General features: G+C 67.4%; 10 protein-coding genes. 6 read left to right on the top strand and 4 right to left on the bottom strand.

Features of this window, described 5'->3' with window-relative positions; translation table 11 throughout:
• Positions 1–123: 123 nt before the first annotated feature.
• The 4 genes from LG3211_RS06105 (at position 124) to fusA (ending at position 8,193) form a co-directional block, all read left to right on the top strand.
• Complete coding sequence (locus LG3211_RS06105; RefSeq protein ID WP_057942041.1) at positions 124–1,659, top strand: hypothetical protein; 1,536 nt, start codon at positions 124–126, stop codon at positions 1,657–1,659.
• A complete protein-coding gene (locus LG3211_RS06110) occupies positions 1,656–2,648 on the top strand; it encodes a hypothetical protein (RefSeq protein WP_187313140.1) in 993 nt (330 codons plus the stop codon). The genes LG3211_RS06105 and LG3211_RS06110 overlap by 4 nt, the downstream gene beginning before the upstream one ends.
• Positions 2,641–5,445, top strand: a complete 2,805-nt coding sequence (locus LG3211_RS06115; RefSeq protein WP_057942042.1) for an AAA family ATPase — start codon at positions 2,641–2,643, stop codon at positions 5,443–5,445. The genes LG3211_RS06110 and LG3211_RS06115 overlap by 8 nt, the downstream gene beginning before the upstream one ends.
• A gap of 699 nt (positions 5,446–6,144) precedes the next feature.
• Positions 6,145–8,193, top strand: coding sequence for an elongation factor G (gene fusA / locus LG3211_RS06120; RefSeq protein WP_057942043.1), 2,049 nt, complete (start codon positions 6,145–6,147; stop codon positions 8,191–8,193).
• Between the two features lie 281 nt (positions 8,194–8,474).
• Here fusA and LG3211_RS06125 read toward each other — a convergent pair whose 3' ends face one another.
• Positions 8,475–9,491, bottom strand: a complete 1,017-nt coding sequence (locus tag LG3211_RS06125) for a zinc-binding alcohol dehydrogenase family protein (protein WP_057942044.1) — start codon at positions 9,489–9,491, stop codon at positions 8,475–8,477.
• A 107-nt stretch (positions 9,492–9,598) separates the two neighbouring features.
• Entirely contained in the window at positions 9,599–10,846 is a 1,248-nt protein-coding gene (locus LG3211_RS06130) for an SGNH/GDSL hydrolase family protein (protein ID WP_057942045.1), read from the bottom strand.
• A gap of 131 nt (positions 10,847–10,977) precedes the next feature.
• Here LG3211_RS06130 and LG3211_RS06135 point away from each other — a divergent pair, with 131 nt between their 5' ends.
• Positions 10,978–11,883 (top strand): LysR family transcriptional regulator, encoded by a 906-nt coding sequence (locus tag LG3211_RS06135; protein WP_057942046.1) that lies wholly within the window; start codon positions 10,978–10,980, stop codon positions 11,881–11,883.
• A 218-nt stretch (positions 11,884–12,101) separates the two neighbouring features.
• Here LG3211_RS06135 and LG3211_RS06140 read toward each other — a convergent pair whose 3' ends face one another.
• The gene (locus tag LG3211_RS06140; RefSeq protein WP_187313141.1) at positions 12,102–13,382 is read right to left on the bottom strand and encodes an MFS transporter; all 1,281 of its coding nucleotides are present in this window, start codon (positions 13,380–13,382) and stop codon (positions 12,102–12,104) included.
• 100 nt (positions 13,383–13,482) lie between these two features.
• On the opposite strand from LG3211_RS06140, the gene LG3211_RS06145 reads away from it, so the two are divergent.
• Positions 13,483–14,397, top strand: a complete 915-nt coding sequence (locus LG3211_RS06145) for a LysR family transcriptional regulator (protein WP_057942047.1) — start codon at positions 13,483–13,485, stop codon at positions 14,395–14,397.
• A gap of 206 nt (positions 14,398–14,603) precedes the next feature.
• On the opposite strand, the gene LG3211_RS06150 is transcribed toward LG3211_RS06145, so the two are convergent.
• Positions 14,604–15,395 carry a DODA-type extradiol aromatic ring-opening family dioxygenase gene (locus LG3211_RS06150; protein ID WP_057942048.1) on the bottom strand — a complete coding sequence of 264 codons (792 nt, stop codon included), beginning with the start codon at positions 15,393–15,395 and terminating at the stop codon, positions 14,604–14,606.
• Positions 15,396–15,511 lie beyond the last annotated feature (116 nt).

Here is a 15,511-nt window from a genome sequence, read left to right on the forward strand (position 1 = left end):
CCGGGCCCGGGCCGGCCTGGATCAAGGCGGCGCGAAGGCAGGCACGCGGCGGCGGCGAACGCAACGGTTGTCACAGGTGCGGCGCATGGCCGAACATGCCCGACCCCCCGTAGTCCGTACTCCATGGATCCAGTCACCGAAACCAGCATCCAGGACTACCTGCGCGCCGACATCGTCGCCGCCGATCTGCCCGACCTGCAGCCCCTGCTGGGCGCGCGCGAACTGCTGCGCGCGTTCTCGACCCTGTTCCACGGCGGCGAAGAGTCGGTGATGGTGCGGTTGCTGGTGCTGCGCGCGATCGGCGAACGCGGCCAGGCGCCGGACTGGACCCCGCAGGAACTGCGCGAACACTTCGCCTATCTGGAGCCGGTCAAGTTCGACACCGTGATCGGCCGCCTGCGCGACAACGATCTGCTGCTGTGGGACAACGAAAGCCAGCGCTACCGCATCAGCCCGGCCGGCCGCCAGGCGCTGTCGGCGATCGGCCTGCTGCTGCAGTTCAACCGCGAAGGCGACGAGCTGGCCTACGTCACCGCGCAGATCGCCGCCGGCCAGGCGGTGGGGCGGGTGCGTCCGGACGACCTGCAGCATCTGCTCTCGCGCCTCAACGAGCTGCGCGAAGACTTCGACCAGGCCGTGCTCAGCGGCTCGGAACACCGCATCCTGCGCGCCGCCGGCACTTTGCAGCAGGCCTGGCGCTGGATCGAGAAAGGCACGCAGATCGTCGAGGAAATTTCCTCCGACCTGGAACTCGACAGCCACACCCACCGCGTCGCCCAGCAGATCGGCCGCGCCCAGAGCGCGATGCTGCGCCAGGCCTCGGTGTTCCAGCGCGCGCTGAGCACGCTGGACCGCCATCGCGTGCATCTGGGCGCGAGCGGTTTGTCGTCCTCGGACGTGAACCGCTTCCTGCGCGATCTGGACATCGATTCGCTCGCCGCCATCGCCGACGACGTGCTCGCGCGTTCGGCGATTCCGGCCTTCGTGCTGTCGCCGATCGCCCTGGACGTGGCCGAGTACGAACTGGTCGAACGCGAACGCGAAGCGCGCGAAGACCAGTCGCTGCCGCCGTCGATGGCCGCGCCCAGCAGCGAAGGCTCGCCGGCGGCGGCCACCGATTTCCAGTTCGCCGAACACTGGCTGGACGAACTCACCGCGCTGGCCGCGGCCGATGGCGAAGCGACGGCGTTGAGCGCGCTGGTGCCGCGCGACGGCTTCTCGCTGAGCGCCTACCGCATGTCGCTGCTCGGCCTGATCGGCGATCCCGGCGCGGAAAACCGCGAAGGCGTCAGCGCGTCGATGGCGCGTTTGCCGCTGGCCTGGCATGTCGAGCCCGAATTCGAAATCGTCGAACGCGCCGGCGTGGCTTATATGAGCCGCAGCCGCCTGCAGACGGTGAGCGAAGAAGAACGCTTGCAGGCGCGCGCGCCGCGCAAGCGTTCCCGGGCCGACATCGCCGAAGCCGAAGCCTCCGACCAACTGGAGCGGGTGATCGAAGACGGCGACGACGATTCGGCCGCCGCGACCGGCGCGCGCAAACGCGCCGCGCGAGCGAACAAGACCGACAAGAAAACCGATAAGAAGACCGCCTCCGCGCGCGGCACCGGGCAACCGGCCCGGCGCGCGAAAGCGGCGAAGGAAACCGCGGAAACCCCATGACCGACCCTATCGCTTCATTGATCGCGCGGCTGATCGCCGAGCGCTGGCTGCCGCGCGACGACATCGCCGTGCGCGAACTGCTCACCGACGCCGAATTGCGCAACGACCTCGACCGCCGGTTGGCGTCGGTGGGTTTGCGCCTGCTCGAACATCCTTATGCCGCCAACATCGCGGTATGCATCGCGCGGCCGCAGGAATCGGCGGTGTTCGGCAGCGCCAAGGCCTGGTCCTCGACCAACCTGCAGCTCGACCGCGACGCGATCGCGCTGCTGGTGGTGCTGTGGGCGCTGCTGGTGCTGCCCAAGCGCCAGCGCCAGATCGCCCGACAACAGGCCGACCGCGATCAGGACCAGGAGCAGATGTTCGCCGAGCTCAAGCCGGTGCCGGTCGGCGCGGAAGTGGTCGAGCCGATCAACGAGCGCACCTTGCTCGCCGACTTCGGCGACAAGCTCGGCGGCAAGACCCGTATTCAGTTCAATCTCGGCGCACTGGCGCGGCAGGGCTTCATCCTGCGGCGCAAGGAGCGCATCCATGAAGGGCCGATGCTGGATCTGGCTCTTGATTACGAACGCATCGCCGGCCGGGTGATGGACGGCGCCTTGTCGTATGTGGTCGCCGAGGCGCGTCAGCACGCATTGGAACTGGCGGCGATCGAAGCGGCCGAAGCCGAAGCCGGCGAGAACGACGCGGCCGTTGCGGCGGCGAACGATGCCGAGGCCATCGACGACGCGACCGATGAAGCGGCGATCGAAAGCGACGGCTACATCGATTTCGACGCCGCGGCGTTCGAGCAGTCGCTGATGGAAGAAGACGACGCCGATGCGCCGGCCGATGCCGCGCTCGATGCGCACGACGCCGAAGCCATCGCCGCCGAGCCGTTGCCGCAGCTGGCCGAGGCCGGCGGCGCCGGCGATGGCGAACACACCGAACTCCCGGAATCATCCCCGGACACCGAAGCCAAGCACGAGGAGGCCGCGGCCGATGTTTGAATTCCGCTCGCTGGAAGTCGTGCACTGGGACTATTGGCAGCGTTTCCAGCTGCCGCTGGACGCGTCCATCGTCACCGTGGTCGGCCCGAACGGTTCGGGCAAGACCACCTTGCTCGATGCGCTGCGCACCCTGCTCGCGATCGAAGACCGCGACACCGCCCGCGACTACAAGACGTATCTGCGCCATAACGGCAAGCCGTATGCATGGCTGCGCGGCGTGGTCAGCAATCGCCCCGACCGCCGCGGCGGCAGGCCGTTCTTTCCGATCAAGGACGATCTGGTCACCCTGGCCTGCCGCATCCGCAAGCGCGGCGGCGACTGGAGCCGCGACTACCAGATCGTCGGCGGCGACGTGCCGGTGGAAACGCTGGAGCAAGGCGGCGATTGGCTCGGCGTGCGCGACTACCGCGTGCGTCTGGCCGGTGCCGGCCTGACCCGCGCGATCTGCCGCGTGCTCACCCTGGAACAAGGCGCGACGGACAAACTCTGCCAGTACTCGCCGCGCGATCTGCTGCAGCTGATCTTCGACGTGTTCGAAGACAAGGCCGTGCTCGACGACTATCAGCGCGCGCGCACCGAGCAGTTCGATGTCGAAAAGGAATTGCAGCATCTGGGTCAGGATCTGGCCGGTCTGCACCTGCGCCTGGAATCGGCCAAGGCCGACGTACGCTCGTTCGAGGAAGGCAATGCGCTGCGCAATCAGCGCCAGCGCCTGGAAAGCGAGATCGCGCCGAAGGTGGAACTGGCCGACCAGCGCAACGCGATCGAAGGCGCCAAGCCGCGCCTGACCGGCCTGCGCCGCGCGCTGCGCGAGCGCGAACGCGCGCTGGAGGAGATGCGCAGTGAGGACGCGATCGCCTCCAGCGGCCGCGACGTGCTGGCCGAAGCGATTCGCGAAGCGCGCCGTCAGGTCGTCGCCAGCGAACAGGCCTTCACCCAGGCCCGCGACGCCGCGCGCGACGCCGAGATGCTGGTCAAGCGCCGCGACGAACTGGCCAAGCTGCAGGCGCAACGCGGCGAAGTCGATGTCGAAGCGCTCAGCGCCAGCGTCGAGAACGGACGCCGCCGCCAGGCCGAATTGCGCCTGGAAGCCGAGCGCGACCGCAAGCGCGCCGGGGAGATTTCCGCGCAGACCGCCGCGCTCAGCGGCGGCGGCCGCATCGTCGAACCGTTCGAACGCGATTTCCGTGCCGGGCTCGATCAGGCCGGCATCGCCCATCATGTGTTGACCGAACTGGTCGAGATCACCGATCCGCAGTGGTCGGTCGCCGTCGAAGCGGTGCTGGCGCCTTATCGCCATCTGCTGGTGCTGGAAAATCCCAAGCAGGCGCGCGCCGCGTGGCAACTCGGCGAAAGCCAGCAGTACCGCCATTTCATCGTCGCCGAACGCGCGCCGGTCACCAAGGCCAGCGCCGGCTCGTTGCTGGAAGTGGTGCGCTTCTCGGCCGATCCGCCGGCGTGGTTGCCGCGCCAGCTCGATCGCATCCGCCGCGTCACCGACATCGAACACGGCTCGCGCCTGCCGGCCGGGCAGGACTGGATCACCCAGAAGGGTTATCTGCGCGAAAGCCGCGGCGGTCGCCATATCGGCGGCAACCAGCACCACTTCGGCACCGGCGCGCGGCAGTCGCAACTGGTCGAGCTGCGCGCCGAACAGGCGGTGATCGCGCAGCGCGCGCAGTCGCGCGAAGCCGAGTTGCAGGAACTCAATCAGCGCGTGGACGCCGATCAGTCGCGCCTGCTCGGGCTGGATGCGACTCAGGAATTGGTCACCCGCGCGGCCGAATTCGCCGATGCCCAGGCGCGCCTGCCGGAACTGGCCGAAGCCGCCGGACAAGCCGCCGCCGCGTTGGCGCAGGCGCGGGCGAAGATCGACGAAGCCGCCGATCAGGACAAGGCCGAAGGCATCGCCGCGGCCAAGCGCCAGGGCCAGATCGACGCGCTCGCGCGCGAGCTGCGCGAACGCGCGCAGCAGATCAACGGCGAGCGCCAGAGCCTGATCCAGCGCATCGTCGACTATCGGCGCAAGCGCGCGCTGATGCCCGAATCCTGGCGCAGCGCGGTGGCCTTGCAAGCGGCGCGCGCCGAGTACGAAAGCGCCTCGGCGGTGCGTCGCGAGATCGAGCGCATCGACGACCGCCTTTCGCGCGGCGGCTTCGTCACCGACGAATCGTGCATTCCCCTGCGCGACAAGATCGGCGCCGATCACGACGAACTGGAAAGCTCGATCGGCCGTCGCGAAGCGCATCTGGAGCGCGCCAAACGGTTGACCGAGGAAGCGCGCGGCGCCTACATCAACGTGCTGCGCGCGACCGTTCGCCGCTACAAGAAGAACCTCGCCGCGCTGGGCGAGCTGGCCGGCATCGGCGTGGACGCCGACATGCCGGAACTGGCCAACAACGACGTCGCCCTGGCCCAGGCTGGTTTGTCCGTGCGTTTCGATTTCGACCGCAAGGGCTGGATCGGCCTGGACGACGGCGAGGCCTCGGGCGGCCAGCAGGTGATGAAGTCGTTGCTGTTGCTGGTGGCCTTGCTGCGCGACGAAGACCAGCCGGGCGGTTTCGTCTTCATCGACGAACCCTTCGCGCATCTGGACGTGTTCAACATCGAAAAGGTCGGGCGCTTCCTGCGCGCGACCGACGCGCAGTACATCCTGACCACGCCGATCACGCACAACCTCAACGTGTTCGATCCGTCGGACCTGGTGTTGACCACCAGCAAGCGCCGCGGCGGCAGCCCGTGGGCGGAAGCGGTGGCGGTGTTGAAGCGGCAGCGTGAGGACAGCAAGGCGGCGTGAGAGTCGCTTTGCTGCGGTGCCCGGAGTTCTCGAACCAACCCGCCCCAAAAAATCTCCCTAACGCCTCCCCCCTTTGAAAAAGGGGGGCAGGGGGGATTCGCTTTTCGGCTCCAGCCCGCCGTCGCCCCCAAGCAAAAAGCAAATCCCCCGCGCTGTAGATTCGCAACTGCGCCGGCATTGCGCCGGGCGCTCGCCCCCTTTTTCAAAGGGGGCGATGGGGTTGCGTCCGCAGGAAGCAGCGCCCATGGGATCGTGCACCGGCTGGAACGATAAATCCCAGCCACAGCAGCCCATCTCCGGTTGACTCCTGCCGCAGCGCCCTTACTCTATGCACACGCAAAACCACCCGATCTTTCAGGCCGTATCCGTCATGAAGCGTTTCCCGCTACTGATATCGCAGCACGCCTCGCGCGAGAGCGCGGGCCGGGTGCGCCTGCCTCCTGTGATCTTCGGTTCGCGGTCGATGTAATCCGACCCGCCGCAGCCACACCAGACCAGAGCACCCGCACGGGTGCTTTTTTATTGCCTGACGTTTCCAAAAGCCCGACCGCCAAGGCCGGATTCCATCCACCGAAGTCGCATGAGACCTGAGGAGAACGTGTCGTGAATACCGCGGCCGATACCCAAACCTAGCCGCGCGCCCTGTCGCCAACCGGGGACGCGCGGCCTCCCTTTGTTGGCAACATCGTGAATCTCCTTATGAACACCACCATTGCTTCCAGCTGGCGCAACCTCGGCATCATCGCCCACGTAGACGCGGGCAAAACCACGCTCACCGAACGCCTGTTGTGGAAAACCGGCGCTATCCATCGCATGGGCGAAGTCCACGACGGCGCGACCACCACCGACTTCACCAGCATCGAGAAAGACCGCGGCATCACCATCGGCGCCGCGGCCGTGCAGACGCGCTGGACGCCGCAAGGCCAGAGCGAACATCGCCTGACCATCATCGACACGCCCGGCCATATCGACTTCGCGATCGAAGTCGAGCGTTCGCTGCGCGTGCTCGACGGCGCGGTCGCCGTGTTCAGCGCGGTCGATGGCGTGCAGCCGCAATCGGAAACCGTGTGGCGCCAGGCGCGCCGGCACGGCGTGCCGCTGATCGCGTTCGTCAACAAGATGGATCGCGTCGGCGCTTCGTTCGAGCGCACGCTCGCGCAGATGCGCGAGAAGCTCGACGCGGTGCCGTGGCCGCTGGGCCGGTCGGTCGGTATCGAAAACGAGCTGCAAGGCTGGGTCGATTACGTCGCCCGCGACATCGTGCTGTGGGACCAGGACAACCACTTGTCCCGCCGTCCCTGGAACGACGACGAGGCGCGCGAGTTCGAGCCGCTGCGTCTGCGCCTGATCGAAGCGGTCGCCGATCACGACGACGAACTGGCCGAGGCCTTCCTCGACGCGCGCGCCATCGATGCCGGGCTGCTCAAGGCGGCCTTGCGTCGCGGCACGCTCAAGGGCGCGGGCACGCCGGTGCTCGGCGGTTCGGCGTTCAAGAACAAGGGCGTGGAAACGCTGTTGGATGCGATCGTCGATTACCTGCCTTCGCCGCTGGATCGGCCGTGGGTGCACGCCGAAAGCGAACGCGGCGAAGTCGCGCTCGCGCCGGATGCGTCCGGGCCGCTGGCCGGCTTGCTGTTCAAGATCGTGCACCAGGAACACGGTGCGCTGTCGTTCGTGCGCCTGTACTCGGGCACGCTGCGGGTCGGCGATACGGTGTGGGCGTCGCGTCGCGACAAGCCGCAGCGCGTCGGCCGCCTGGTCGTGGTCCAGGCCAATCGCGGGCACGATGTCGATGTCGCCTATGCGGGCGAAATCGTCGCGATCCCGGGTTGGAAGGACGCGGTCAGCGGCGAGAGCCTGAGCGATACCGGCGAGCGGTTGGTGCTGGACACGATCCAGGCCCAACCGGCGGTGTTGTCGTGGCGCCTGACCGCGGGCAAGTCGGGCGATCTGATCCGTCTGGGCCAGGGCTTGGCGAGTCTGGCGCAGGAGGACCCGTCGTTCCGCGTCGGTACCGATTCGGAAACCGGCGAGACCTTGGTGTGGGGCATGGGCGAACTGCATCTGGACGTGATGGTCGAGCGCCTGCGCCAGGAGTGGAACGTCGAGGTGCGCACCGGTTCGCCGCGCGTGGCTTATCAGGAAACCCCGAGCCGCGCGGTGCGCGGGATCGAAGGCAAGCTGTCCAAGCAGAACGGCGGCACGGGGCAGTTCGCCCGTGTGGTCATCGACGTGGAGCCGCGCGAAGACGGGCAGTTCGAGTTCGTCGATCGCACGACCGGCGGCGTGGTGCCGCGCAACTTCGTCAACGCGACGGAAAAGGGCTTGCGCCTGGCGTTGGCGGAAGGGCCGTTGGGGTATCCGGTGGTCGGTTTGACGGTGATCTTGACCGACGGCCAGACCCACGCGGTGGATTCGTCCGAACTCGCGTTCCAACGCGCGGCGGGCGATGCGCTGAAGGCGGCGCTGGCAGAAAGCGGCACAACGCTGCTCGAGCCGGTGATGGCGCTGGTCATCGATACGCCCGCCGGCAATGTCGGCGACGTGGTCGGCGATCTGCAACGCCGCTCCGGCCGCGTGCTCGGCATCGAGGACAAGGGCCTGCGCACGGACGTGACCGCGCGCGCGCCGCTGGCGCAGTTGTCGGGTTACACGACCGCGTTGCGGTCGCTGACCCAGGGCCGCGCTTCGGCGTCGATGGTGTTCAACGGCTACGAGCAGGCGCGCAGTGCGCCGAAGGCCGCGTAAGTTTCATGCTGTAGATAAGTGCGGTACGCAGAAAGGGAGAGGGGCCGGCATGCCGGCCCCTTTTTTGTTTGGGATTGCTTTCGGGATTGCTTGTTTGCACATGGCCCGCGTTCGCTTTTGCTCGTCATTCCCGCGAAGGCGGGAATCCAGGGCTTCACCGCGGCATGACTCTGAAGTCTCTGGATTCCCGCCTTCGCGGGAATGACGAGCAATAAAGAGGGGCCTCGCGGATGAATTCATTGCGAGCCAGGCAAGCGCCCTACCTCAACTACGCAGCGACCTCACCACCCAGCCAACACCAACTTCCCGATCGTCGTCCCCGACTCCAATCGCCGATGCGTCTCGCGCATGTTCGCCGCATCGATCTTGCCGAGGGTTTCGGTATGCGTGCCCTTGAGTTCGCCCGCGTCGATCAACTGCGCCACGCGATCGAGAATCTTGCCCTGTTCGACCATGTCCGGCGTCTTGAAGCGCGGCCGGGAGAACATCATTTCCCAGTGGATGCCGATGCACTTGGCCTTGTACGGGTCGCCGATCTTGAGCGCGCCGGAGGGCTCCACGATCAGTCCGACATGGCCCTGCGGCGCCAGCACTTCGCCCAGCGTTTCCCAATAGCGGTCGGTGTCGGCCAGATTCAAGGCGGCATCGATCTGTTCGAAGCCCAGCGCCTTGAGTTGCGGCGCCAGCGGCTGGCGGTGATCGATCACGTGATCGGCGCCCATCTGCCTGCACCACTCGACGCTTTCGCTGCGCGAGGCGGTGGCGATCACGCTGAAGCCGGCGCGCTTGGCGATCTGGATCGCGATCGAGCCCACGCCGCCGGCGCCGGCGATGATCAGCAGCGACTTGCCGCGGCCGCCGTTGTCCGCATCGAACGGCATGCGCTGGAACAGCAGCTCCCAGGCGGTGATGGCGGTCAGCGGCAGCGCCGCGGCCTGGGCCGCGCTCAGCGAGGCCGGCGCGGCGCCGACGATGCGCTCATCGACCAGATGCAGTTCGCTGTTGGTGCCCGGACGGGTGATGTCGCCGGCGTAGTAGACGCGGTCGCCGACCTTGAAGCGGGTGACGTCTTCGCCGACCGCTTCGACGATGCCGGCGGCGTCAAAGCCCAGCACGCGCGGCTGCGCTTCCACCTGCGGCTTGGGCGAGCGCACCTTGGTGTCGACCGGATTGACCGAGATCGCCTCGACCCGCACCAGCAGATCGTGGCCGCCGGCGGTCGGCGCGGGCAGTTCGACATCCACCAGCGATTGCGGATCGTCGATCGGAAGATAACGGGTGAGGGCTACGGCTTTCATTGCGAACTCCAGACTGCGTGGGAGGGGCGGGCCGGCATCGATGCGTCGATGCCGGATTGTGCGGGAAAGAATCGAAGGGTTCTGCGAAAAACGGACAGGTGTCCGCGTCAACGCGGGGCGAACAACACCGCTTCGTCGATGGCCTCGGCCATCGCGCGATAACCGGCGTCGCCCGGATGCAGGTGATCGCCGGAGTCGTAGGCCGGCAGGAATCGCGCCGGATGCGCGGGGTCGCGGGTGATCGCGTCGAAATCGACCACCGCATCGAACTCGCCGCTGTCGCGGATCCAGGCGTTGACGGTCTGGCGCACCTTGTCCTTGTCGGTGTTGTAGTAGCCGCTGATCGGCGAATCCGCCAGCGCGCCTTCGAACGGCGTCAGCGTGGCGCCGACGATGCGCAACGAATTCAGGCGCGCACGCGCGATCAACTGGCGATAGCCGGCGATCAGGCGCTGCGCGCTCATCGGCGCGCGCTTGGGTTCGAAGCTGCTGCCGGGCCAGCCGATGTCGTTGATGCCGAGCAGGACGAAGACGGTGTCGGCCTTTTGCCCGAGCACGTCGCGCTCGAAGCGCGCCAGCGCGCTTACGCCCATGCCGTCGTTGAGCACCTGGCCGCCGGAAATGCCGGCGTTGAGCACGGCGACATCGCGCTGGGCCAGACGCGCGGCGAGAAAGTCCGGCCAGCGCCGGTTCTGGTTGGGCGTGGACGCGGCGCCGTCGGTGATCGAATCGCCGAGCACGATCACGCTGCGCGTCGCCGCCGGCGCTTGCACATACACGCCGCTGAGGAAGGGGCGGGTCTGGATCGTCTCGCCTTGCAGTTGCGCATCGGCGGCGCGGTTGCCGGAGGTGAGGTAGGCGTCCTGGCGGCCTTCCCAGTGCAGGGTCTTGAGCGCGGTCGTCTGCGGCAAGTACAGGCTGACCGCGACTTCGCCGAGCGCGGCGACATCGAGCGCGATGGGATCGCTGAGCACCGGCGCGCCGGGCTGGATCGTCACCGACGGCTGGCCGCCGAAGGTGATCGCGCGATCGCTGCCGGCCTGGATGCGAGCGCCGCCGCCGCTGCGGGCGATGTGCGCCGCGCCGATGGTGACCGGCTGGTCGCCGTAGGCGTTCGACAGCTCGATGCGCAGTTGCTTGCCGCCGAGGCTGACCCGCGCGACCTGGCGCACGGTCTGGTTGCGCAGCTGCGCCGGCGCGCCGTTGGGCAGGACGAAGCCGGCCGGCAATGCGGCCTGCGGGCTGGCGGTCCAGGTGCCGACCCAGCGCGTAGAGTCGGCGGCCTGCGCCGGGGCGGCGGCCAGGGCCAACGCGAGTGCGGCGGCGGCGAGGGGTTTGGGCAAGTGAGTGGTCATGGCCTGAATTCGTAAGACGTCGGGGATTCGACGACGCTCAAGCTAGGTTCTTCTGTATTGGCCCGGTAGAAGGCAAGATCGCATATGCTCCATTCCATATTGGAATGAGTGGGCGAGTTCCCGGGAGCCTCATGGACACACTCCGCGGCATGCAGACCTTCGTCCGCGCGGTAGAACTGGGCAGCCTGTCGGCGGTCGCGCGCGAGCAGGGCAGTACCCAGCCGACCATCAGCAAGACCGTGGCCGCGCTGGAGCAGGAACTGGGCGTGCGCTTGCTTCAGCGCAGCACCACCCATCTGGCGCCGACCGAACAGGGCCGGCGCTTTTACGAACGCGCGCGGCGGGTGATCGAGGAATACGGCGAAGCGGTGGCCGACGCGCGCGGCCTGAGCGAAACGCCGGCCGGCCTGCTGCGGATCAGCGCGCCGGTCAGCGTGGGCGTGTTGCGGATGAATCGGCTGGTGCAGGAATTTCTCGCGCTGTATCCGCAGATCGAGATCGAGCTGATCCTCAACGACCGCTTCGTCGATCTGGTCGAGGAAGGCATGGACGTGGCGCTGCGGCTCGGCGCCAACCTGCCGCCGAACGTGGTGGCGCGCCGCGTCGCGGTGTCGCCGCGCGGATTGGTGGCCTCGGTCGGCTATCTGGCGCAGCATCCGCGCATCGATGCGCCGGACGATGTGCTGGCGCACAACTATCTGCGTTTCGCCTGGGCCAGCGAGAGTTTCGAATTGCACGGGCCCGGCGGCGAAGTGCGGCGGCTGCAGGCGAACGGGCGTTATCGGATCAACAACTCGCTGGGGATACGCGAAAGTTTCCTGATCGGCGCGGGCCTGGGCCTGGCGCCGGCGTGGTTGGTGCAGGATCTGATCGACAGCGGCGAACTGGCCTGGGTGTTGCCGCAGTGGAAGGCGTCGGCGCATGAGGCGTATCTGCTGTATCCGGCGCGACGATATTTGCCGTTGCGCACGCGGGTGCTGGTCGAGTTTCTGCGCGAACGCTTGCCGCAGCTGCCGGGGTTTGTTGCGGTGGAGTGAGAGGGGGCGGGCTTTTGTCGAGAAGGCGGAAGAGCCTTCACGCATGGAATTCGTCACGAACGCATTACGTCCTTCCAAGCCGTCATTCCCGCGAAGGCGGGAATCCAGCGACTTTCGTGCACGTTCAAGGCAAGTCACTGGATTCCCGCCTTCGCGTGAATGACGAGCAAAAGCGAAGGCGGCGATTCGCATCGGTGGGCTTCGGTCGAAAGTCGAACTCAACCCGCAGCACAAACCGCAGCCGCTTCGCCTTCCTGCGCAGCCCGCGTCGCCGCCCGCTCAGGTGCATCCAACTTGGCCGCCCACACCGCCAGCACCAGCCCCGACAGCGTCACCAAAGCAGCGATCCAGGTCACCGCGCCCAGCCCGGGACCGTGTTCGATCACCGCGCCGCCCAGCCACGCACCCAGCGCGTTGCCCAGGTTGAACGCGCCGATGTTCAAGCTGGAAGCCAGGTTCTGCCCGGCCGGATCGGTCTTCTGCAACACCCACAACTGCAGCGGCGGCACCGTCGCGAACGCGGCCACGCCGAGCAGGCCGACGAAGGCGATCGCGGCGATCGGGTTGTGCAGGGCGAAGGTCATCACGCCCAGCACCGCCGCCAACGCGATCAGCGTGCCGATCAACGCCGGCGCCAGACGCTTGTCGGCCAGACGCCCGCCGATCAGGTTGCCCAGGATCATGCCGCCGCCGAAGACCAACAGAATCGGCGACACCGCCGCCTCGCTGAAGCCGCTGATGCGGGTAAGAATCGGCTGGATGAAGGTGTAGACCGTAAACACGCCGGCGAAGCCCAGCACCGTCATCAACAAGCCCAGCAGCACCTGCGGATGCACCACCGCCTTCACTTCGCGACGCAGCGCCACCGGCTCGGGCTTGCGCTTGTCCTTCGGCACCAGCGCGGCGATGACGACGGTCGCGATCAGGCCGATCACGGTCACCGCCCAGAACGTCGAGCGCCAGCCGTAGTGCAGGCCCAGCCACGCGCCGGCGGGAACACCGAGCAAGGTGGCGACGGTCAGGCCGGTGAACATGATCGAGATCGCGGAGGCTTTCTTGTCGGCCGGCACCAGGCCGGTCGCGACCACCGCGCCGACGCCGAAGAAGGTGCCGTGCGCGAGCGAGGTGATCACCCGCGCGATCATCAGCACGGTGTAGTTCGGTGCGATCGCACAGACGATGTTGCCGATGGTGAAGATCAGCATCAGCGCCACCAGCACCGCCTTGCGCGGCATGCGCCCGGTGGCGACGGTCAGCACCGGCGCGCCGACGAACACGCCCAGCGCGTAGCCGGAGATCAGCAGCCCGGCCGCGGCGATGCCGATGTGCAGGTCGGCCGCGACCTGCAGCAGCAGGCCCATGATCACGAACTCGGTGGTGCCGATGCCGAAGGCGCCGACGGTCAGCGCGTACAGCGCGATCGGCAGGCCTTTGCGCGCGCCCGGGCCGGTTTCGGGGACGGCCGGGGTGCTGGAGGCGGAGGAAGACGGGGCATGCATGGGGGCGCATCCGTGGAAAGATGCGGCAGTCTGTGCCGTTGCATCTTGTGGAAAAACCCGCAGGATGACGAATCACTCTCAACGATTCGTTGAAAATGCCATGGACCGCATCGCCGACCTGAATCTGTTCCTGCGGGTGCTCGACCTGGGCTCGATCAGCGCCGCCGCGCGCAGCCTGGATCTGTCGGTCGCGGTCGCCAGCCAGCGCCTCAAGCGCCTGGAGCGCGACCTGGGCGTGCGTCTGCTGCACCGGACCACCCGCCAGTTGCACGCCACCGCCGAAGGCGTGGCCCTGGCCGAACGCGGCCGGGCCCTGATCGAGGAACTGGAGGCGCTGACCTCGGACCTGCGCCAATCCGGCAGCGAGCCGTCCGGGGTGTTGCGGGTGACCACCTCGGCCTCGTTCGGGCGCATGTACATCTCGCCGTTGCTGCCCGAGTTCCAGCGCCGCTATCCGGCGGTGCGGCTGAGCGTGAACCTCAACGACGAGCGCCTGGACCTGATCGCCTCGGGCATGGATCTGGCGATCCGGATCGGCCCGCTCGACGATTCGAGCCTGGTCGCGCGCAAGCTCGCCGACAACCGCCGCGTGCTGGCGTGTTCGCCCGAGTACCTGCGCCACCGCGTCGCGCCGCGGGTGCCGGAGGACTTGGCCGATCACGAATGCCTGCTGCTGGTCGGCGCGCAGGGCCGCATGGAGTACTGGCGCGTGGTCGATGCGACCGGGCATGCGACGACGGTGCGGGTCAACGGCCGGTTGGAAAGCAATTTCGGCGAAGTGCTGCGCGATGCGGCGCTGGCGGGATTGGGGATCGCGCATTTCTCGGCCTGGCACGTGTACGAAGACTTGCGCGCCAGGCGGTTGGTGGAGGTGTTGCCGGGTTATCGATTGCCGGATACGGCGATCAACGCGGTGATGCCGCAGCGGCGGTTCGTGCCGTTGCGGGTGCGGGCGTTCGTGGATTTCGTGGCGGAGTCGTTTGGGGAGGTGCCGCCGTGGGAGCGGGGGAAGTGAGTGGGGCGCTGTTGTCGATGGCGCTTGCTTCGTAGCCGTGGACCGAAACTTGGTTCGCTCGGACCTTCGCCCTCCCTCCTACCGTCATTCCCGCGAACGCGGGAATCCAGTGCCTTCCGTGCGAGAACGTTTGAAGTCTCTGGATGTTCGGCTCCGCCGAAGTAAAGCGGAGCCCGCGTTCGCGGGAATGACGAGCAAAAGAAGCCTCAATCGAACGCGAACGCATCCAACGCCAACGACCCCATCTCATGCGAACGATGAATCGTGCGCGCCGTCGGCGCATCGCCCGCGGCGCCCAGCGCCACGAACAACGGCATCAGATGCTCGACGGTCGGATGCGCATGACGCGCGTTCGGAGCCCGGTCGTGCCAGTCGAGCAAGGCCTCGCGATCGCCCGCGGCCAGCTTCTCGTGCATCCACGCACTGAAATCGGCTGCCCACGACGGCATCGGCGCTTCGCGCTGGCTCCAGTCCAGATCGCCCAGGTTGTGCACGAAGCCGCCCGAGCCGATCACCAAGACCCCTTCGTCTCTCAGTGCCGCCAGCGCTTGCCCCACGGCATAGTGTTGAGCCGCCGTCCCATACGGCATCACCGACAAGGGCACCACCGGAATGTCCGCCTGCGGATACATGCGCCGTAACGGCACCCACACGCCATGATCCAGACCGTGGTTGTCGCGCAGCTTGGCGTTGAGGCCGGCGTCGCTCAGGCGCGCGGCGATCTGTTCGGCCAGGCGCGGCTGGCCCGGCGCCGGGTACCGGATCTGGTACAGCGGCGGCGGAAAGCCGCCGAAGTCGTGCACGGTGTGCGGCTTATGGTGACCGCCGACCATCGGCCGGTCGGTCATGAAGTGCGCCGAGGCGATCACGATCGCGCGCGGCCACGGCAATTGCTGGCCCAGCGAATCGAGGAAGCGCCCGGCGGGCGAATCCTCCAGCGCCAGCATCGGCGAGCCGTGGGAAAGGAACAGGGTCGGAAGACGGGTGGGGATGTCCATGCACTGAAGGGTGATCCTCGTCCGGACGATTTCCAAGTTGAGCCGGCGCGCAGGATCGTTCTGTTGTTGCGACCAATTCGCAACAAGCGGCTCGATTGTTGAGTTTGGGGGCGATG

Origin of the sequence: Lysobacter gummosus (assembly GCF_001442805.1) — a bacterium.
Classification (GTDB): Bacteria; Pseudomonadota; Gammaproteobacteria; order Xanthomonadales; family Xanthomonadaceae; genus Lysobacter; species Lysobacter gummosus.

Coding starts and splice junctions, on each gene's coding strand:
- LG3211_RS06105 (WP_057942041.1), top strand. CDS start 124: ATGGATCCAGTCACCGAAACCAGCATCCAGGACTACCTGCGCGCCGAC.
- LG3211_RS06110 (WP_187313140.1), top strand. CDS start 1,656: ATGACCGACCCTATCGCTTCATTGATCGCGCGGCTGATCGCCGAGCGC.
- LG3211_RS06115 (WP_057942042.1), top strand. CDS start 2,641: ATGTTTGAATTCCGCTCGCTGGAAGTCGTGCACTGGGACTATTGGCAG.
- fusA (WP_057942043.1), top strand. CDS start 6,145: ATGAACACCACCATTGCTTCCAGCTGGCGCAACCTCGGCATCATCGCC.
- LG3211_RS06125 (WP_057942044.1), bottom strand. CDS start 9,491: ATGAAAGCCGTAGCCCTCACCCGTTATCTTCCGATCGACGATCCGCAA.
- LG3211_RS06130 (WP_057942045.1), bottom strand. CDS start 10,846: ATGACCACTCACTTGCCCAAACCCCTCGCCGCCGCCGCACTCGCGTTG.
- LG3211_RS06135 (WP_057942046.1), top strand. CDS start 10,978: ATGGACACACTCCGCGGCATGCAGACCTTCGTCCGCGCGGTAGAACTG.
- LG3211_RS06140 (WP_187313141.1), bottom strand. CDS start 13,382: ATGCATGCCCCGTCTTCCTCCGCCTCCAGCACCCCGGCCGTCCCCGAA.
- LG3211_RS06145 (WP_057942047.1), top strand. CDS start 13,483: ATGGACCGCATCGCCGACCTGAATCTGTTCCTGCGGGTGCTCGACCTG.
- LG3211_RS06150 (WP_057942048.1), bottom strand. CDS start 15,395: ATGGACATCCCCACCCGTCTTCCGACCCTGTTCCTTTCCCACGGCTCG.